Below are 19,199 nucleotides of genomic sequence, written 5' to 3' on the forward strand. Positions count from 1 at the left end.
TCATGCGGTGAGATTGATGGCATCGTGCCGATCGCCGAGCCATGCGTCGATGCGCGGTGCATCGGAGCGGGTGCCCGCCGCAGCTGCCGTTGCGGTCGGCATCGCGGCGAGTACGTGCCGCGCACGTTCGAGTGCCTCTGCGAAGCCGCGCAATTCGCGCGTCGCCGGCCGGTCGTCGAGACGCCGGCGCGCGAGCGCCGCTTCGACGCGCGCATCGATCAACGCGCGCTGCGCGTCGATGAAGTCGATGCACCGTGCGCGGCAATGCGCGGAGACCGATGCGACGGCCAGCAGCACCGGCACGATCGACATCGTCAGGTAGCCGCCGGGTGCAAGCCGCGACAACACCTCGCGCACTTGCGGTCCACCGTCGATCAGCGACGCGAACACGGCGTCGCGCCACACCGCGCGCTCGAACGCGAGCGCATCGCGAAACGCGTCGAGCGCCGCGCGGTCCGCGACCTGTCCGGCCTTCATCAGCGGGATCGTCAACGATGCATCGACCGAGACCGTTTCGTCTCCCGCATCGACGATGCAGTTCGCACCCAGCCACGCTGTCTCGTCGCGCCGCCCGGCCAGCACACGGGACTGCAACCGGTCCGGCAGCATCGGATCGAGCGGCACCGCGCCGCAGATCGACGGCTTGTCCGCATGCACGCTGCAGCGTCCGTCGCCGGCCAGCGCGGGGCAACGGCCGAGCGACGGATAGTCGTAGCCGTGCAGCGTCAGTGCGATCCATTCGTCGCCAGTGCCGCTCGCGCGATGGAACAGCGTGTTCGCGAGCGCATCGGAGGCGGCGACGTCGGCGGCGTCGAACACATGCTCGCGTCCGCCCGTGCGCGATCGTTCGCCGATCCGCCGCTTCGGCACGCGATGGATCGTCAGCGCGCCGACGAAGGTATGTCGATGCCGGAACAGTTCGCGCAACGACAGCGTCGGCGCGCTGTTGCAGCAGCGTCCGCACGCATTGCACGCGAGGCGGTAGTCGTCTACCACGGCCGCCGCACCGAGTCCTGGTAGCGCGTCAGGATGAAATGCGCGACGTCGTCCGAGTGATACGCGGCGACGAGGCGCGCGACCCACGGCTTCGCGCGATCGGCGTCGCGCACGGTCAACACGTTCGCATACGGCGAGCGCGCGTCCTCGAGATTGATGCTGTCGCGCGCCGGCTGAAGCCCCGCGCGCGCGGCGTCCTCGCTGTCGATCGCGACGAACGCCGCCGAGTCGAGCGCCGCATGCAACCGATCGCGGCGCAGCGCGACGAATTTCAGCCCGAGCCGGTTGCCCGTCACGTCGCGCAGCGTCGCATGCAGGCCGGCCTTTTCGCGCAGCGTCACCAGCGTGTCGTTCTGCAGCAGCACGAGCGCGCGTGCCATCCCGCGCGGATCGGCCGGGATCGCGACCGTCGCGCCGGGCTGCAGTGCGTTCAGGCTCCCGAGCTTGCGCGAATAGAGCGCCATCGGCAGCGTGACGGTCGGCGCGACGGCGGCCAGTGCATAACCTTTCGCCGCGCGCGTCGCGGCAAGTCGCTGCGCGTCCTCGAAGCTCGCCGCGTCGATCCTGCCGTCCACGAGCGCGGTATCGATGCGCGACGCATCGTCGAATTCGACGACGTCGACACCCAGCCCGCGCGCGGCGGCGACACGTTTCACCTCGTCGAGGATGTCCGCATGCACGCCGCGCGTCACGCCGACGCGTATCGCCGGCGCGGCGGCGTCGGCGGCAACGGCCCGAGCCGGATGCGCGAGGCCGCACGCAACGATCAGCGCCGCGGCAATGCAAGGTAGCAACGGCTTCAAGACGCGTCCCTCAGGATCGTGCGGAACCCGATATGCGACGCGCCGAGGTCGGCTTCCTGCTGTTCGCGCGACGATGCGCGGTAACGCACGCAGTAATCGCGCGAGCACAGGAACGAGCCGCCCTTGATCACCATCGGCGTATCGTGCCGGCGCGTCGGCGGTGCGACGGCCGCCGTGTCGCCGTTCGTGTGCGACTGATGCGGGCCCGTGTACGCGTCCTTCGTCCATTCCCATGCGTTGCCGATCATGTCGTACAGGCGGAAGCCGTTCGCCGCGTAGCAGCCGACCGGCGCCAGGCCCGCATGACCGTCCTCGGCCGTATCGAGCACCGGGAACGCGCCCTGCCAGTAGTTCGCGGCCGGCTTGCCCCGTGCGTCGCGCGGCGCCGCGTCGAGCGACGCGTCGTCGCGGCCGGCCTTGCCCGCGTATTCCCATTCGGCTTCGGTCGGCAGATCGCGGCCGAGCCAGCGCGCATACGCGAGCGCGTCGCGCTGCGTGACGAGCGTGACCGGCAGGTTGCCGAGCCCGTCGACGCTACTGCCGGGGCCGCGCGGCTGCCGCCACGATGCGCCCTTCACCCAGCTCCACCACGCGAGGTCGCGCGCATTCAACTCGTCGCGCGTCGGCACATGAAACACGGCCGCGCCGCCCTGCTGCTCCGCCTCGGTCACATAGCCGGTCGCCTGCACGAATGCGGCGAACTGCGCGATCGTCACGTCGGTCTGATCGATCCAGAACCCGCCGACGCGCGCCCTGCCGCCGCCGGCCGGCCGCTCGTCCGCGTAGCCGCGCGTGCTGCCGAACACGAACGCGCCGCCGCTCAGGTGCACCATCCCGGCCTTCGGATCGTCACGCCACTTCGCGGGCAGCCCCGAATAGCGCTCGCACTGCCGCTCCGAGCCGAGCGGCGCGAGCGGGCGGCCGCGATTCGCGTCGTCGAAGGCACCGGCCGGCGACGTCGACGGGCTCGCATAGCCGGCCGCGAACGCGGCCGCGAACAGCGTGGCCGCGAGCGCGGCGCCGAGCGTCCAGAAGCGGAACCGCATCGTGCCGTCCTCAGTAGTAGCCGCGCGGACGCAGCGGCTCGACGCCGCCGACGTTGCTCATGTAGGCCTTCCACTGGTCGACCAGCGTGCTGATCACCGACGGGTTCCGGGCGGACACGTCGGTCGTCTCGCCGCGGTCCGCCGCGAGGTCGTACAGCTGCCAGTGACCGTCGAGCGGCCCGAGCGGCGGCTCGGTCCACAACGCCTTCCAGCGACCGTCGGCGCTGCGCAGGTACGCGCGGCCATACGCTTCGTCGCCGAACGGCGCCGTATGCACCTCGCCCGTCGCCGAACCGGTCAGCACCGGCAGCAGCGACTGGCCCGTCACCGGATACACGTAGCGGTTGTTGTAGACGACCTTGCCCTTGTTCTGGTCGACGCCCGTCAGCGTGTTCACGAGCGGCGGTGCCGGCTGCGACGGCGGCGTGACGCCCGCGACCGCGAGGAACGTCGCCGTGTTGTCGGTCACGTGCGTGAACGCGCGCAGCGTCGGCAACTGTCGCGTCTGGCCGGCCAGGCGCACGATCGTCGGCGTCGACACGCCGCCTTCGGCTGCATAGCCCTTGGTCAGGCGGAACGGCGTCGCGCTCACTTCGGCCCAGCGCAGCCCGTATTGCAGCCGCTGCGCGTTCTGCTTGCCGTTGTCGGTGCCGAGCGTCGCGTAGATCGGCTCCTGTCCGTTCGCGGTGTCGGTCGCCGTCGGGTCCGCGCCCGAGTCGATCGGCCAGCCTTCCGCGCCGTTGTCCGACTGGAACATGATGAACGTGTTGTCGTATTCGCCGATGTCCTTCAGGTGCTGGATCAGCAGGCCGATGTTGTAGTCGAGGTTCTCGACCATCCCCGCGTAGATCTCCATGTAGCGCGCCTGTGCCTTGCGCTCGGCCGGGCTCAGGCTCGCCCACAGCTTGTCGACCTTGCCGGTGCCATAGTCGCTGTAGCCGTCGGCCGCCGAATGCACGGCGCTGATGTACTTCGCGTTCGCGGTGCCGTTGTTCGCCGTCGCGGGCGACGCCGACGTCGTTTCGGGCAGGCCGTCGAACGGCCTGAAATCGGCGGGAATCAGGCCGAGCGCCTTCTGCCGTGCGATCCGCGCGTTGCGGATCGCGTCGTAGCCGGCGTCGTACACGCCCGCGTACTTGTGCAGCCACGGGTCCGGCACCTGCAGCGGCCAGTGCGGCGACGTGTACGCCGCGTACGCGAAGAACGGCTTGCCGTCCTGCTTGTTCGAATCGATGTACGAGATCAGCTTCTGCGTATAGAAGTCCGTCGAATAGAACACGGCCGGACTGCCGCCCGCGCCGCCCGGTTGGCCGGGCTGGCCCGGCTGCACGTAGCTGCCGTCTTCCGTGTAGTTCGACGAGCCGGCCGGCTCGTGTGCGAAGTGGTTCGTCGCCGCGCCGCCGAGCAGCACGTAGCTGCGCTCGAAGCCCCACTGGTCCGGCGTCTGTCCGCTGCCCGTCGTGCTGCCGGCGATCCCCGAGCCGATGTGCCACTTGCCCGCGATGTACGTGTGATAGCCGGCGTCCTTCAGCAGTTGCGCGAACGACAGCGCGCGATCGTTCAGGTAGCCCTCGTAGCCGGGCAGGCCGCGCCGCTCGTCGGTCGGCACGCCCATCGTGCCTTCGCCTATCAGATGGTGATCGGTGCCCGAGATCAGCATCGCGCGCGTGATCGCGCATACGGTGCCGGTGTGGTGGTTCGACAGGATGCGGCCCGACGCGACGAGCGCGTCGAGGTTCGGCGTGTTGATCTCGCCGCCGAATGCATGGATGTCGGAATAGCCGAGATCGTCGGCCATGATGTACAGGATGTTCGGGCGCTTGGCCGCGGGCGTCGCATTGGCCTGCGGCGGCGGATCGCTGTCGACGCCGCCGCACGACGCAAGCGACAGCGCGCCGGCGATCGCGGCGCAGACCACACGAAAACGGAAAGCATGCAACGGCGCGGCGGACTTTTTCATTGTTGTGAACGCTCGATCTACGGGAGCGGCGATCTTAGCGTCGCCCGCGCGGCGCCCAAAGTCGGATTCGTCACATGCTAACGGGGAGGGGGAATATGCGGCGCGCGCGGTCAACCGGCACGCCGCGCGGCGATCATTCAACAGCGCATCACCCGATACGGATCAGCCGGCCAAATCGCGAAAAACAGCGGCGGCACGCGCAACACCCCGCCGTATCGCACCATCGCGAGCAGCAACGAGATCGCGACGAGCGGAGCGTGCGATGTCGAAATCATGCGCTCCGGCTTTGCGACGACGCTCGCCTGCACCGCCCATCCATAGCGCATCCACGCGAATGCTTTTCCGAATCCGTTATTGGATCGCGCAGCCGCCCGTTTTTATACTCGTCAGCACGCTCTAATGACGAGTGCCAACCAATTTCGACGCAACAGAACAGGACGGACAGATGAGCCTACGCCCCTTGCACGACCGGGTCATCGTGAAGCGACTCGACCAGGAAACCACCACCGCCTCGGGCATCGTGATCCCCGACAGCGCCGCCGAAAAGCCCGACCAGGGCGAAGTGATCGCCGTCGGCCCCGGCCGCAAGGACGCGGACGGCCAGCGCATCGTGCCCGACCTGCAGATCGGCGAACGCGTGCTGTTCGGCAAGTACGCAGGCCAGGCCGTCAAGGTGGACGGCAACGAATTCCTCGTGCTGCGCGAGGAAGACATCGTCGCGGTCGTCAATCAATAACGGAGTGCAATCATGGCATCGAAGGAAATCATTTTCAGCGACGTCGCGCGTGCGAAGCTGACCGAAGGCGTCAACATTCTCGCGAACGCGGTAAAGGTCACGCTCGGGCCGAAGGGCCGCAACGTCGTGCTCGAACGCAGCTTCGGCGCGCCCGTCGTCACCAAGGACGGCGTGTCGGTCGCGAAGGAAATCGAACTCGCGGACAAGCTGCAGAACATCGGCGCGCAGCTCGTGAAGGAAGTCGCATCGCGCACCAGCGATGCCGCCGGCGACGGCACGACGACGGCCACCGTGCTCGCTCAGGCGATCGTGCGCGAAGGCCAGAAATACGTCGCGGCCGGGCTCAATCCGCTCGACCTGAAGCGCGGGATCGACAAGGCCGTGGCAGCGGCCGTGGACGAGCTGAAGAAGATCAGCAAGCCGACCACCACCAGCAAGGAAATCGCGCAGGTCGCGACGATCTCCGCGAACGGCGAGGAGTCGATCGGCCAGCGCATCGCCGAGGCGATCGACCGTGTCGGCAAGGAAGGCGTGATCACCGTCGAGGACGGCAAGTCGCTCGCCGACGAGCTCGACGTCGTCGAAGGGCTGCAGTTCGATCGCGGCTACCTGTCGCCGTACTTCATCAACAACCCCGACAAGCAGATCGCCGAGATCGAGAACCCGTACATCCTGCTGCACGACAAGAAGATCTCGAACATCCGCGACCTGCTGCCGGTGCTCGAACAGGTCGCGAAATCGGGCCGGCCGCTCCTGATCATCGCGGAGGACGTCGAGGGCGAAGCGCTCGCGACACTGGTCGTGAACAACATTCGCGGCATCCTGAAGACGGTCGCGGTGAAGGCGCCGGGCTTCGGCGATCGCCGCAAGGCACTGCTGGAAGACATCGCGATCCTGACCGGCGGGCAAGTCGTCGCCGAGGAAACGGGCCTCACGCTCGAGAAGGCGACGCTGGCAGAACTGGGCCAGGCGAAGCGCATCGAGGTCGGCAAGGAAAACACGACCGTGATCGACGGCGCGGGCGACGCGAAGAACATCGAGGCGCGCGTGAAGCAGATCCGCGTGCAGATCGAAGAGGCCACCTCCGACTACGATCGTGAGAAGCTGCAGGAGCGCGTGGCCAAGCTTGCGGGCGGCGTCGCGGTGATCAAGGTCGGCGGCGCGACCGAGATCGAGGTGAAGGAGAAGAAGGACCGCGTCGACGACGCGCTGCACGCGACGCGCGCGGCCGTCGAGGAAGGCATCGTGCCGGGCGGCGGCGTCGCGCTGATCCGCGTGCGGCAGGCAATTCGCGAACTCGAGGGCGCGAATGCCGACCAGCACGCGGGCATCAAGATCGTGCTGCGCGCGCTCGAGGAACCGCTGCGCCAGATCGTCACGAATGCGGGCGAGGAAGCGAGCGTGGTCGTCGCGAAGGTCGCGGAAGGTGCGGGCAACTTCGGCTACAACGCGCAAACGGGCGAATACGGCGACCTCGTCGAATCGGGCGTGCTCGATCCGACCAAGGTTACGCGCACCGCGCTGCAGAACGCGGCGTCGGTCGCGGGGCTGCTGCTGACGACCGATGCGACCGTGTTCGAGGCGCCGAAGGATGCGGCGCCGGCCGCGGTGCCGGGCGGCCCGGGCGCGGGCGGGCCGGGGTTCGATTTCTGACGCCGGTCGAGGTGGCCGCCCGAGCCGGGCGGCTGCATGCCTTACCCACGACGCGTGGCGGCAGCGGCCGCCACGCGTCTGTTGTTCGCGGTCGGCGCGCGAGCCGCCGTCAGAACATCTGGCGCAGGCCGATCGCGGCCCCGACGTTGTTGGTCCTGCCGATCTGGTCGACCTTGCCCGTGAGCGGGTTGGTCACACCCGGATAGTCGGCCGCGAACGCCCCGTTGCCGCGTGCGAAATCGACCGTGCCGTATACCTCGGTGTGCTTCGACAGCGCGTATTCGGCCAGTACGGTCGCCGAATAGTTGATCCCGGAGCCGAGCGTGCCGTCGAGCCGCTGCGCGTTGCGCGCGTGGCCGTAATAGCCGGCCACCGTGATCAGCAACGGCGCGGTGGCCTGCCAGTTCGCGCCGACGTAGAACGTATCGTCGATCCGGTTCGGGCTGCCGCCGCCCAGCACCGGCGCGCCGGCCTGCTGCATGTTGAAGTCCGTCGTGCCCGTCTTGTCCTGCCCGTGCAACCAGCCGGCCAGCAGGCGCACGGACGGCGTGACCTGATACGCACCGCTCACGTGCAGGAAGTTCACCTTCGCGCCGTTGCGCGCACTGCCGTTCACGGACGATACCGAGGTCTGCTGGAAGCCGGCGTCGATCGATGCGGGCCCTCGCGCGTAGGTCAGCTCCACGCCGTACGTGCTGTCGAGGCCCATCGCGCCGGCATGATTGCCGAACCCGTAGATCGCATCGACGCTGAATCCGTTGTACGAGAACTTGTATTTCACGGAGTTCGGCACGGTCAGGTAGTTACCGATGCCGTTGTACGCCCAGCTGTCCTGCCAGTAGTCGCCGACGGTCATCGGGTCGAATACGTCGCCCATCGTGTCGTACAGCGGCGCGTACTGATTGCCGAACGTCAGCGTGCCGTACCGGTCGCTCGACAGGCCGACGTATGCCTGCCGGCTGAACAGCGTGTTCGCGACGTGCAGCTTGCCGTCGCCGAGCTCGAAACCGTTCTCGAGACGGAAGACCGCCGACAGCCCGCCGCCGAGCGCCTCGCTGCCGCGCAAGCCCCAGCGGCTGTGCGTTTCCGGGCCGACCGTCATCCCGACCAGGTCCTTGCCGTCGGGACCGGCGTTCGTCTGATAACGGAGCGCCGTATCGACGAGGCCATACAACGTGACGGCGCTCTGCGCGCACGCGGACGATGCTGCCATGGCGAGAACGGCGCCGATACCACCGGCGACGGCGATGCGTGTCATGAAAGGCCTCCCTGAGCGATTGATTTTGTAAGCAGTCCGACAGCATTCGCCGGCGGATGCCGGTACTGCGACCGGGAGAATAATCGGCCATATGCGCGGCACCTATTGCCGCTTCCGGATTGGACCTTTCCAGCATCGTCAACAATCGCGGTCGCGGTCGCGGCCGTGCCGCGTCCGGCGCGTCGCGCTCGGGTAAGATGAAAGCCCCTCCCGCTTCGCCGCCCACCGCCATGTCGACCACCCTCACCGCCCTGCTGCCGCTCGCCGGCGTCCTGCTGCTCAGCGTGGCCAGCCCCGGCCCGAACTTCGTGATCGTCACGTCGACCGCGGTCGCGCAGCGCCGCGCCGGCGTGATGACCGGGCTCGGCCTCGCCGCTGCATCGGGCACCTGGGCCGCGATCGCGATTGCCGGACTCGGCCTGCTCGTGACCCATGTCGCCTGGGTGCACACCGCGCTGCGGCTGGCGGGCGCCACCTACCTGATCTGGCTCGGCCTGAAAATGGTGCTGACCGCGCGCAAGCCGCTGCACGTTGCCGCACCGGCCGCGTCGTCCGGCTGGCACGCCGCGAAGAAAGGTTATGTGGTCAGCATGACGAACCCGAAAGCCGTCGCGTTCTACGGCAGTATCTTCGCGCTGATGGTGCCGGCCCACGCACCGGCCTGGTTCGATCTCACGGTCGTCGCGCTGTCGATCGGGATTTCGGGCGCGTGGTACTGCGCGATGGCGCTGCTCGCGTCGCACCCGTCGGTGCGCCGGTTGCTGATTCGACGCAAGGCCGTGCTCGATACGACGGCCGGATTGCTGCTGATGGGGCTCGGCGGAAGGATGCTGGCCGGGCGTTGATTCACATCACGTCCGCTCCGGCATCGACAAAAAAGGCCGCTTGCGACACCCCGTTTCCGGGGGCCGCAAGCGGCCTTGCGTCAGGCTGCGAGCATCAGCGCCGCGCCGCCAGCCTTCTCACGACACTCACCAGCGCGTCGACTTCATCGCACGTGTTGTAGAACGCCAGCGACGGCCGCACCGTCGCTTCGAGCCCGAAGCGCCGCAGGATCGGCTGCGCGCAGTGATGCCCGGAGCGCACCGCGATGCCCTCCTCGTTCAGCGCCTGCCCGACTTCCTCCGTCTCATAGCCCTTCAGCACGAACGACAGCACGCTCGCCTTGTCGCGCGCGGTGCCGACGAGCCGCACGCCCGGCACCGGCGCGAGCACGCTCGTCGCATACGCGAGCAGATCGTGTTCGTAGCGCGCGATGTTCTCGATGCCGACCCGGCTCACGTAATCGAGCGCCGCGCCCAGCCCCACCGCATCCGCGATGTTGCCGGTGCCGGCCTCGAAGCGGTTCGGCGGCGGCTGGAACACCGTGCGCTCGAACGTCACGTCCGCGATCATGTTGCCGCCGCCCTGCCAGGGCGGCATGTCGTCGAGGATCGCGCGCTTGCCGTACACGACGCCGATCCCGGTCGGCCCGTAGATCTTGTGCCCGGAGAACACGAAGAAATCCGCATCGAGCGCCTGCACGTCGACGCGCAGGTGCGAGATCGACTGCGCGCCGTCGACGAGCGCCTTCGCGCCCGCGCGATGCGCCAACTCGACGATCTCCTTCACCGGCACGACCGTGCCGAGCGCATTCGACACCTGCGTGACGGACACGATCTTCGTGCGATCGTTGAGCAGCTTCCGGTATTCGTCGAGCAGCACCTGCCCCGAATCGTCGACCGGAATCACGCGCAGCGTCGCGCCCTTGAGCGCGGCAAGCTGCTGCCACGGCACGATGTTCGCGTGATGCTCGAGATGCGACACGACGATCTCGTCGCCTTCGCCGACGTTCTGCACGCCCCACGTCTTCGCGATCAGGTTGATCGCCTCGGTGGTGCCGCGCACGAACACGATCTCCTCCGGCGAAGACGCGCCGATGAAGCGCCGCACGGTGTCGCGCGCATGCTCGTACGCATCCGTCGCGCGGCCCGCCAGCGCATGCGCGGCGCGGTGGATGTTGGAGTTCTCGTGCGCATAGAAATAGGCGAGACGGTCGATCACGGCCTGCGGCTTGTGCGTGGTCGCCGCGTTGTCGAACCAGACGAGCTGCTTGCCGTTCACGCGCTCCTGCAGGATCGGGAAGTCGCGGCGGATCGCATTCACGTCGAACGGCGGGTGCGCGCCGCGATGCAGGGTGCCCTGCGGCTCGGCTGCCTTCGCATCGTCGATGAAGTAACGCGGCACGTCCGCGCCCGATGCACGCGACACCGGCACGTCGCGATGCACGGCGAGCAACTCGCGGAGCGCGTCGTCGCCCGGCAGCCCGAACGCTTCCGGCGATGCGAGGCCGTTCGACGGCACGACGATGTCCTGCGGCGTCGCCTGCCAGCCCTGCAGCGAGCCGTCGGTGAAGTAATACGGCGACGCGGCCGGCGCGGCCTTCACCGCGCTCTCCGACACCGCCGCATTCGCCTGCGGCACGCCGAGCGCCGCACCGCCGACGCGCGGCTCGAACGCGGGCGCGATCGACACCGCATTGTCGGGCAGCCAGTTCTGCGCGGCCGCATGCGGCGCAAGCGCCGGCACGCGGTTGCCCAGCGACAGCACGTGCGTCGGCGCGGACGGCGCGAGGTTCGCGCCGGGCGCCTTGCCTTGCGGCAATGCAAGCCCCGGCACGCCGGTGCCCGTGCCGCCCGGCCCCGCGAGCGGCGAGCCGGCCGGCGCCGGATTGCTCACCGACGCGAGGATCGGTGCCGCCGCCGGCAACGCCGACGGCACGCCGCCGACCGCCCCGCTACCCGCCGACAGCCCGGGCGCGGTGGCCTGCCCGGGCGGCGTCGCGAAGAACTCGGACGCGAGCCGCGCAAGCGCCGCCGGATCGGGCAGGCCGGCCGGCAGCGGTGCGTGCGGCAACGCGAGCGCGTCGCTGCCGGTCGAGGCGGGATTAACGGTAGGTGTCGGGATAGTCATGGTACTTGGCGATTTCGACATCATCGAGGACAGCCAGCGCATCCGGCGAGTGGACCGCGAGCGAGCAGTACAGCGAGATCAGGTACGACGCGATCGCCTGGTCGTTGATCCCCATGAAGCGCACCGACAGACCCGGCCCCTGCTCGCCCGCGACGCCCGGCTGATAGAGCCCGACGACACCCTGGCGCTTGTCGCCGACGCGCAGCAGCAGGATCTTGGTCTTGCCGTCCGCGACGGGCACCTTGTCCGACGGGATCAGCGGAATGCCGCGCCACGTGAGGAACTGCGAGCCGAACAGGCTGACCGTCGGCGGCGGCACGCCGCGCCGCGTGCATTCGCGGCCGAACGCGGCGATCGCGAGCGGGTGCGCGAGGAAGAACGCCGGCTCCTTCCACACCTTGGTCAGCAGCTCGTCGAGATCGTCGGGCGTCGGCGCACCGGTCAGCGGAAAGATCCGCTGTTCGTCGGCCACGTTCGCGAGCAGCCCGTAGTCCGGGTTGTTGATCAGCTGGCTTTCCTGCAGCTCCTTGATCGTCTCGATCGTCAGGCGCAGCTGTTCCTTGATCTGGTCATGAGGACTGCTGTAGAGATCGGAGATCCGCGTATGCACGTCGAGCACCGTGCTCACCGCGTTCAGGAAATACTCGCGCGGCTGTTCCTCGTACGGCACGAAGGTCCGCGGCAGCACGCTTTCGTCCTCGAGCTGCGTGCAGGCGGCACGCACGGCTTCCGGGTTCTTCACCTGGTTCAGGCGATAGATGCCGGCCTCGACCGGCACCCACTGCAGCAGATGGGTCAGCCAGCGCGGCGTAATCGTGGAAAGCTGCGGGACGGTCTTGGTAGCATTCGCTAGTTGGCGGGCGGCGTGATCGCTCAGCGCGGCCGTGCCGCTTGCAACGGTCGACATGTGTGGCTCCGGATTCTTAAGATGAAAAACGGGATTGCTTATGACGCGGGGTGATTATCGGAAGCACGCACCTGCCGGCTCAACATGCTATAGCCGTCACGCGGCACAACCGAACGGGAAAAGAAGCGGGATACGTCAGGCGACGGACACGCCGGGCAACAGCGTCGAGATCGACACGTCGAACGCGCGCGCGATCTTGTCGGCGGTGACGATCGACGCGATCGCCTCGCCGCGCTCGATCTCGCCGACGTACGAGCGGTTCAACCCCGCGTGTTCCGCGAGCTGCTCCTGCGACCACGTACGCGCTTCGCGCAGCTTGCGCACGTTGGCGCCGAAGTGCTGGATCAGGTCGCTCACGTCGCCACCTGTGCGTCGGGCACCGGCTCGGCCGGCTCGACCCGCGTGCTCGGCGCGGCATTCGCTTCGCTGCGCAACACGGCCTGCGTGACGTTCGCGCCGGCCGGCACGTCCTGCGTGAGCCATACGTTGCCGCCGATCACCGCGCCGCGGCCGATCGTCACGCGGCCGAGGATCGTTGCGCCTGCATAGATCACGACGTCGTCCTCGACGATCGGATGGCGTGCGAGCCCCTTCTCCAGATGGCCGGCCGCATCGCGCGGGAAGCGCTTCGCGCCGAGCGTGACGGCCTGGTACACGCGCACGCGCTCGCCGATGATCGCGGTCTCGCCGATCACGACACCCGTGCCATGGTCGATGAAGAAGCCGCCGCCGATGCGCGCGCCCGGATGAATGTCGATCCCGGTTTCCGCGTGCGCCTGCTCCGCGACGATCCGCGCGAGCAGCGGCAACCCGAGCCGGTACAGCTCGTGCGCGAGCCGGTGGTGGATCATCGCGAGGATGCCGGGATAGCACAGCAGCACTTCGTCGACGCTGCCGGCTGCCGGATCACCATGGAACGCGGCCAGCACGTCGCTGTCGAGCAGCCGGCGAATGTCGGGCAGGCGTGCGGCGAACGCCTGCACGGCGGTCGACGCGGCTTCGTCGATCCGCGCGTCGGCGTTGCGTTGCCGCGCCGCGTAGCGCAGCTCGAGCGTCACCTGCGCGAGCAGCGCGTTCAGCGCCGCGTCGAGCGCGTGGGCCACATGGAAGTTCTCGCTCTCCTGCCGCAGGTCGGGCGGCCCGAGCCGCATCGGGAACAGCACGCCTTTCAGCGCGCCGATGATCTGTGCGAGCGCCTCGCGCGCCGGCAGGTCGCGCCCGCCCGGTTCGAGCGAGCGCCGCTGTTTCTCGCGCCATGCGCGGCGCACGGTCTGGAGCGACTGAACGATGTCGTCGATATCGAATGCGGCCATGCTGACTTCTCCCCGTAACGGCCGTGACTCAGTCCTGCGCCCACGGCAGGCCGCGATGGCGCCAGCCGTTCCGGCCGCCGCGATGCTGCTGTTCGTCGAGTTCGCCCTCGAACCCTTCGAGTACGTTGAATACCTGCGTGAAGCCACCCTTGGTCGCGGCTTCAGCCGCCTGCGCGGAACGGTTGCCGCTGCGGCAGAGCAGCAGCACGACCGCGTCCTTGCCGGTCTTCGCTTCGAGTTCGCGCACGAAGCGCGGGTTGCGCGTCAGGCTCGTGCCGGTCGCCCACGCCACGTGCAGCGACGCCGGCACGTGCCCGACGAATTTCCGTTCTTCCGCGGTGCGCACGTCGACCAGCAATGCGTCGCCCGCCGAAACCAATGCCCATGCGGCTTCCGGTGCCACGCCGCCCGCGTAGGGCGTCCCCGCCGATACGGCCGCCGCGCGGGCGTCCTCGAGCGCCTGCCGGGCGTCGGTTCGTTCTTCCAATGCAAACGTCATCACGCTTCCTTGTTCTCGCAGATTCGTATGATCAACAACGCCGGGAATGCGGCCGGTGCAGCTTGCGTGCTGTCTATAGCCGTCAGCCCCACTATGCGAGCGCGGTCGAGGAAGCAGAACCAATAAAAATTCATTTCCAAATCAGCGGCGCGTGAATTGCAATAGCAGAGGCGCGCTATTGGTGCGGGTTCGTGCGGGGGATGTGGAACGACGGCCGTTCGATGTCATGCATCGAAGGTTGTTGAAAGGATTGGCGGCTGCGAAGTCAGCAACGGTGCGGGACGCGACGCGCTGCACGTCGTGATGGAATCCGAAGCGGAATCGTGCGCCGGGCGGGATGACGCGCGCTTTGATGAAGCGATGATTCGGCGATTCGGCGATTCGATGAACAACAACCGACGGGCGCGGTGCATCGCCGACACACCACGCCCGTCACCGCATCAAACGACAGGATCGACCGCCGCGATCGGCACGCCACGCGCCTCGATATCGCGCCCGGCCAGCAAACACAGATCCTCGCGATGATGCGCGGCGACCACCTGCACGCCTACCGGCACGTTATCGACGAGCCCCGTCGTCACCGCGAGCCCCGGCAACCCCATCGCCGGCAGCGCACGCAGCGTGAGCTGCGCTTCCCATACCCGCTCGAACCCTCCCGGTCCCTGCCGATCGAGATCATCAGGAAACGGCAGTTCCGACGACACGGGCAGCAGCAACACCGCGTATTCATCGAGAAAGAGCCGCCACTGCCGCGTCAGCGTCGTGCGCCGCACGAGCGCGCGGCTGATCACGTCGGCCGGCAGATCGCGCACCTTGCCGCGCACGGCGGCGATCACCGCGGCCGCGCCCGGATCGCCGTCGCTCGCGACCGCGTTCGCCAATGCGTCGAATCCGTCGCCAAGCCAGAGCTGCTCCTGCAACAGTGCAGCCTCGCGCATCGGCGGCGTATCGTCGATTTCATCGACGGTCCAGCCCGCGTCGACGAGCCGGCGCGCGGCATCGCGCAACGCGGCCTCGACTTCGGGCACGACCTGCAGGCCGCCCGGACGCACGCACAGCGCCGCACGCTTCGGCACCGCCCGGCCTTCGATCGGCACCGGCACGTGCCACGGATCGCGCGGGTCCGGCGCGGCGAGCGCACGCAGCGCCAGCGCGAGATCGTCGATCGTGCGTGCGATCGGCCCCGTCGTCGACATCAGTTGCGCGCCGATCGCACGCTCGGGCGACGACGCGTTGAACGCCGGCACGCGTCCGAGCGACGGGCGGATCCCGTGCACACCGCACGCATAGGCCGGGTAACGCACCGAGCCGCCGATGTCGGTGCCGACCGCGATCGGGCCGATCCCGGCGGCCACGGCAGCCGCCGCGCCGCCGCTCGAGCCGCCCGGCGTCAGCGACCGATGGCGCGGATTGACCGTATGGCCGTGCACGCGATTCGACGTGAACCAGCGCAAGGCGAACGTCGGCGAATTGCTGCGGCCGAGCAGCACCGCGCCGGCCTTTCTCAGGTTCGAGACCGACGGGCTGTCGGCGCGCGCGATCAGGTGTTCCTGCAGCCGCGTGCCGTTGGTCGTCGCGAATTCCGCGACGTCGACGTTGATCTTCACGGTCACGGGCACGCCGGCGAGCGGGCCCGGATCGTCGCCGCGCGCGATCGTGCGATCGATTTCGTCGGCCTGCCGCCGCACGTCGTCGGGGCGATGCTCGACCACCGCGTTGATCGCCGGGTTCACCGCTTCGAGGCGGGCCAGGGCCGCGTCCGCCACTTCCCGCGCGGACACTTCACGTTGCCGCACCCGCTTCGCGATTTCGGTCGCCGACAGTTGCCAGAGTTGCTGCGTCATGACATCTCCTCGTGAAAGGACATCACAATCACCGACGGCGCCGCGCGTCACCCGCATCGCGGCGCCGCATCACTCACTGCGCATCCTGCTTCGCCCGTTCCGCGGCCGCGATGATCGCGTCGGCCACGGCCTTCGGCTGGCTCAGCATCGCGACGTGGCTGCCGTTCACGTGCGTGACCGTCGCGCCGATCCGCTTCGCCATCGCCTCCTGCAGCTTCGGATCGATCATCCGGTCCTGCGTCGCGACGACGAACGACGACGGCTTCGCATGCCACGCCGCCTGCGTGACCTTCTCCGAAATGCAGCCACCGTACCACGGCCCTTGCGTCGCCGCGACGACGCGCTGCTGCGCGGGCGGCAGGTCCGGCGCGAAATCCTGCGCGATCGCCTTGTCCGACAGCGTCGCGAAGCCGCCCGCGTCCTTGCGCAGCTCGCCGGCCCACGCCGGCGCCGGCAGCCCCTGCGTGACGTCGGCGATCGACTGGCCGTTGTCCGGCGCGAAGGCGGCGACGTAGACGAGCGACTTCACCTTGTCGTCGTTGCCCGCATCGCTGATCACGACACCGGCCCACGAATGGCCTACCAGCACGACGGGCCCCTTCTGCTCGTCGATCGCGCGCTTGGTCGCGGCTGCGTCGTCCGCGAGCGAGCTCAGCGGGTTCTGCACCGACACGACATGCAGGCCGCGCGCCTCGAGTAGCGGAATCACGCGATTCCAGCTCGACCCGTCGGCGAACGCACCGTGCACCAGCACGACGTTCGTCCCCTTCAGGTCCTCCTTCGGCGCCGCCTGCGCCGCGACCGCACCGAACAGCCCGCCGAGCACCGCCGCGGACACCAGAACCCGTTTCGTCAAACCGACCATCGTCATGCTCCTTTCCATCGTGTTGTTCATGTGAGGTGTTTCTGATACGGCCGCGCCTGCGCGCGGCAGGCGCGGCAACGGATCACGAATGCGCGTACAGATCGTCGGCGTCCGTGCGTGCCTTTCGTGTGTTTCCTGCGTTCCGTGCAGCGTGCGTGTCGGCCACGGCGTAGCGGGCGGCCGGCGTCGACGCGGCGGCGACGTTGTCGCCCTGCGACTTCGACGGGCCGTTCTGGTCGGAACGCGCGACCTGCTGCGCAGCGGCGACGGCGTTCTCCGCGGCAGCGATATCGTCCGGGTAATTGGCTTCGCTGCTCGCCGGGCGGTAGCCGGCCTTCTCGAGCCGGACGAGGTCGGCGCGCACTTCGGCGCGCGTGAGGCCGTGGCCGGTGTCGGCGAACGACAATGCGGGGATGGCGGCGAGGACGGCAACGGCGAGGATTCGAGCGGCTTTCATGTGTGTTCTCCTTGAAGGAAGTGGGTCTTTCGATCGTTCGGTATCCGATCCAGATGTCTGGCATCGAACGTTTCCTGCATGTCGACAGTAGAACCCGCTCACGTATCCGGCATGTTTCCGAAACCGGGGCTTTCTGCGTGCCAGTTTTTCAGGAGCGGCCGCAGATACAGTGCGATACAACCCCGCGCGCCGCTCCGTTGCCCGTCACCCGCGCACTACGAAAAAAGGCGTGCCTCGCGCGGCACGCCTTTCCGTCAGGCCGATCCCGTCAAGTCAAGTCAAGGCGCCAGCCGCGTGAACACGAAGTCGTGATTCTTCACGCGCGCCTGGTGACACGCAAAGCAAGTCTGGTGCTGACCGATATCGGCCGGCACGCCGTTGATGAAACGCCCGAAGCCCCAGCCGCCCGTCGACGCGTAGCGACGCGAATCCTTGACCATCACCTGCACGGTCGTCGCCTGTCCCGGCACCGTCGCCGGCGCGAACTCGTCCGACTGCTTGCGCTTGTACGCGAGCTTCACGAGGATCGTGCCGTCCGGAAACGGCAGCGTCGACTTTTCCAGCGCGCGGATCGCGACGGGGTTGCCGAGCACCACGCGCAATTCGTCCAGCGGCGCCGCCTCCTCGGCCGGCGCGACCATTTCCCACTTCCGGTAGCCGGGCGGGATCGTCACGCCGTAGATCGGCGACGCGGCCGGTTTCGGCTGCTCCGCGAACGCGGCCGGACCGCTCGCCGACAACGCGCCGGCCAGCAGCACGGCCGCGACGAGCACATGGCGCGCGCCGCGCCGTACAACGACAGTATTCGCCCGCATCACAGATGCTCCACTTGCAGGATCGCATCGGCGAACGCCTGCGGCGCTTCCTGCGGCAGGTTGTGGCCGATGCCGCCGGTGATCGTGCGGTGCTGGTACTTGCCGGTGAACTTCTTCGCATACGCGGCCGGTTGCGGGTGCGGCGCGCCGTTCGCATCGCCTTCCATCGTGATCGTCGGCACGGTGATGGCCGGGCCCGCCGCAAGCCGCCGCTCGATGTCGTCGTATTTCGCTTCGCCCTGCGCGAGACCGAGACGCCAGCGATAGTTGTGGATCACGACGGCCACGTGGTCGGGGTTCTGGAACGATGCGGCGCTGCGCGCAAAGGTCTCGTCGGAGAACTGCCACTTCGGCGACGCGAGCTGCCAGATCAGCTTGTTGAACGCATCGCGATTTTCCGCGTAGCCGAGCGCGCCGCGCTCGGTCGAGAAGTAGAACTGATACCACCACTGAAGCTCGGCCTTCGGCGGCAGCGGCTTGCTGTTCGCCTGCTGGCTGCCGATCAGGTAGCCGCTTACCGACACCAGCGCCTTCACGCGCTGCGGCCACAGCGCCGCGATGACGTCGGCCGTGCGCGCACCCCAGTCGTAGCCGCCGAACACCGCACTGTCGATCTTCAGCGCGTCCATCAGCGCGACGATGTCGACGGCTGTCACCGCCTGCTGGCCGTTACGCACCGTGTCGGCCGAGCGGAACGTCGTCGATCCGTAACCGCGCAGGTACGGCACGATCACGCGATAGCCGGCCGCCGTCAGCAGCGGCGCGACTTCCGCGTAGCTGTAGATGTCGTACGGCCAGCCGTGCAGCAGGAACACGACGGGGCCGTTCTTCGGCCCGAGGTCCGCATACCCGACGTTGAGCACGCCCGCGTCGATCTGGTGGATCCTGCCCAGCGACGCCGCGCCGGCCGCGCCCTTCGCCGTCGACGCATCGGGCGCCGGCTGCGCTTGCGCCAGCGAGCCGAACCCGAGGTCGGCGAGGCTCAGGCTGGCGAGCGTCGTACCCAGGATCAGGCGGCGGCGGGTGTTCACGGTATCAGGCATGACTCGTTCTCCATTGTCGATCGCTAAGGAAGGGGCCCGCGGCACGTGCGGG

Annotated in this window: 19 protein-coding genes; 3 read left to right on the top strand and 16 right to left on the bottom strand. The window is 68.4% G+C overall.

The window, feature by feature from the left end:
- From DIE22_RS02220 to DIE22_RS38030, 5 genes are all read right to left on the bottom strand, one after another.
- Positions 1 to 996 carry a YkgJ family cysteine cluster protein gene (locus DIE22_RS02220; protein WP_124499409.1) on the bottom strand — a complete coding sequence of 332 codons (996 nt, stop codon included), beginning with the start codon at positions 994 to 996 and terminating at the stop codon, positions 1 to 3.
- Positions 990 to 1,790 carry a MetQ/NlpA family lipoprotein gene (locus DIE22_RS02225; protein ID WP_260426593.1) on the bottom strand — a complete coding sequence of 267 codons (801 nt, stop codon included), beginning with the start codon at positions 1,788 to 1,790 and terminating at the stop codon, positions 990 to 992. The genes DIE22_RS02220 and DIE22_RS02225 overlap by 7 nt, the downstream gene beginning before the upstream one ends.
- 5 nt (positions 1,791 to 1,795) lie before the next feature.
- Entirely contained in the window at positions 1,796 to 2,845 is a 1,050-nt protein-coding gene (locus tag DIE22_RS02230; RefSeq protein WP_124499411.1) for an SUMF1/EgtB/PvdO family nonheme iron enzyme, read from the bottom strand.
- A 10-nt stretch (positions 2,846 to 2,855) separates the two neighbouring features.
- Positions 2,856 to 4,805 (bottom strand): arylsulfatase, encoded by a 1,950-nt coding sequence (locus tag DIE22_RS02235; protein ID WP_124499412.1) that lies wholly within the window; start codon positions 4,803 to 4,805, stop codon positions 2,856 to 2,858.
- A 137-nt stretch (positions 4,806 to 4,942) separates the two neighbouring features.
- Positions 4,943 to 5,113: a hypothetical protein gene (locus DIE22_RS38030; RefSeq protein ID WP_185640524.1), complete on the bottom strand. Its 171-nt coding sequence runs from the start codon at positions 5,111 to 5,113 to the stop codon at positions 4,943 to 4,945.
- 137 nt (positions 5,114 to 5,250) lie between these two features.
- Here DIE22_RS38030 and DIE22_RS02240 point away from each other — a divergent pair, with 137 nt between their 5' ends.
- Complete coding sequence (locus tag DIE22_RS02240) at positions 5,251 to 5,541, top strand: co-chaperone GroES (protein ID WP_034188396.1); 291 nt, start codon at positions 5,251 to 5,253, stop codon at positions 5,539 to 5,541.
- A 12-nt stretch (positions 5,542 to 5,553) separates the two neighbouring features.
- Positions 5,554 to 7,194, top strand: a complete 1,641-nt coding sequence (gene groL, locus DIE22_RS02245; protein ID WP_124499413.1) for a chaperonin GroEL — start codon at positions 5,554 to 5,556, stop codon at positions 7,192 to 7,194.
- Positions 7,195 to 7,303: 109 nt separating this feature from the next.
- Here groL and DIE22_RS02250 read toward each other — a convergent pair whose 3' ends face one another.
- On the bottom strand, positions 7,304 to 8,452 hold the full coding sequence (locus DIE22_RS02250; protein WP_124499414.1) for a porin: 1,149 nt from the start codon (positions 8,450 to 8,452) through the stop codon (positions 7,304 to 7,306).
- Between the two features lie 230 nt (positions 8,453 to 8,682).
- Here DIE22_RS02250 and DIE22_RS02255 point away from each other — a divergent pair, with 230 nt between their 5' ends.
- The gene (locus tag DIE22_RS02255; protein ID WP_124499415.1) at positions 8,683 to 9,297 is read left to right on the top strand and encodes a LysE family translocator; all 615 of its coding nucleotides are present in this window, start codon (positions 8,683 to 8,685) and stop codon (positions 9,295 to 9,297) included.
- 94 nt (positions 9,298 to 9,391) lie between these two features.
- On the opposite strand, the gene DIE22_RS02260 is transcribed toward DIE22_RS02255, so the two are convergent.
- From DIE22_RS02260 to DIE22_RS02305, 10 genes are all read right to left on the bottom strand, one after another.
- The gene (locus DIE22_RS02260) at positions 9,392 to 11,404 is read right to left on the bottom strand and encodes a family 2A encapsulin nanocompartment cargo protein cysteine desulfurase (protein WP_124604342.1); all 2,013 of its coding nucleotides are present in this window, start codon (positions 11,402 to 11,404) and stop codon (positions 9,392 to 9,394) included.
- Positions 11,379 to 12,311 (bottom strand): family 2A encapsulin nanocompartment shell protein, encoded by a 933-nt coding sequence (locus tag DIE22_RS02265; protein ID WP_124499417.1) that lies wholly within the window; start codon positions 12,309 to 12,311, stop codon positions 11,379 to 11,381. Before DIE22_RS02265 ends, DIE22_RS02260 begins: the two co-directional genes overlap by 26 nt.
- Positions 12,312 to 12,446: 135 nt before the next feature.
- Positions 12,447 to 12,668 (bottom strand): helix-turn-helix domain-containing protein, encoded by a 222-nt coding sequence (locus DIE22_RS02270; protein ID WP_044849007.1) that lies wholly within the window; start codon positions 12,666 to 12,668, stop codon positions 12,447 to 12,449.
- Positions 12,665 to 13,624, bottom strand: a complete 960-nt coding sequence (gene epsC, locus DIE22_RS02275) for a serine O-acetyltransferase EpsC (RefSeq protein ID WP_124499418.1) — start codon at positions 13,622 to 13,624, stop codon at positions 12,665 to 12,667. The genes DIE22_RS02270 and epsC overlap by 4 nt, the downstream gene beginning before the upstream one ends.
- Before the next feature lie 28 nt (positions 13,625 to 13,652).
- On the bottom strand, positions 13,653 to 14,123 hold the full coding sequence (locus DIE22_RS02280) for a rhodanese-like domain-containing protein (RefSeq protein ID WP_124604344.1): 471 nt from the start codon (positions 14,121 to 14,123) through the stop codon (positions 13,653 to 13,655).
- Between the two features lie 440 nt (positions 14,124 to 14,563).
- A complete protein-coding gene (locus DIE22_RS02285; protein WP_124499420.1) occupies positions 14,564 to 15,967 on the bottom strand; it encodes an amidase family protein in 1,404 nt (467 codons plus the stop codon).
- Positions 15,968 to 16,040: 73 nt separating this feature from the next.
- The gene (locus tag DIE22_RS02290; RefSeq protein ID WP_124499490.1) at positions 16,041 to 16,832 is read right to left on the bottom strand and encodes an alpha/beta fold hydrolase; all 792 of its coding nucleotides are present in this window, start codon (positions 16,830 to 16,832) and stop codon (positions 16,041 to 16,043) included.
- 82 nt (positions 16,833 to 16,914) lie between these two features.
- Positions 16,915 to 17,289 carry a DUF4148 domain-containing protein gene (locus tag DIE22_RS02295; RefSeq protein ID WP_124499421.1) on the bottom strand — a complete coding sequence of 125 codons (375 nt, stop codon included), beginning with the start codon at positions 17,287 to 17,289 and terminating at the stop codon, positions 16,915 to 16,917.
- Between the two features lie 278 nt (positions 17,290 to 17,567).
- Positions 17,568 to 18,104 carry a cytochrome P460 family protein gene (locus DIE22_RS02300; protein ID WP_124604346.1) on the bottom strand — a complete coding sequence of 179 codons (537 nt, stop codon included), beginning with the start codon at positions 18,102 to 18,104 and terminating at the stop codon, positions 17,568 to 17,570.
- Positions 18,104 to 19,147 (bottom strand): alpha/beta fold hydrolase, encoded by a 1,044-nt coding sequence (locus DIE22_RS02305; RefSeq protein WP_124604348.1) that lies wholly within the window; start codon positions 19,145 to 19,147, stop codon positions 18,104 to 18,106. The genes DIE22_RS02300 and DIE22_RS02305 overlap by 1 nt, the downstream gene beginning before the upstream one ends.
- Positions 19,148 to 19,199 lie beyond the last annotated feature (52 nt).

The organism is Burkholderia sp. Bp9142 (assembly GCF_003853415.1).
In the GTDB taxonomy this organism is placed as follows: Bacteria; Pseudomonadota; Gammaproteobacteria; order Burkholderiales; family Burkholderiaceae; genus Burkholderia.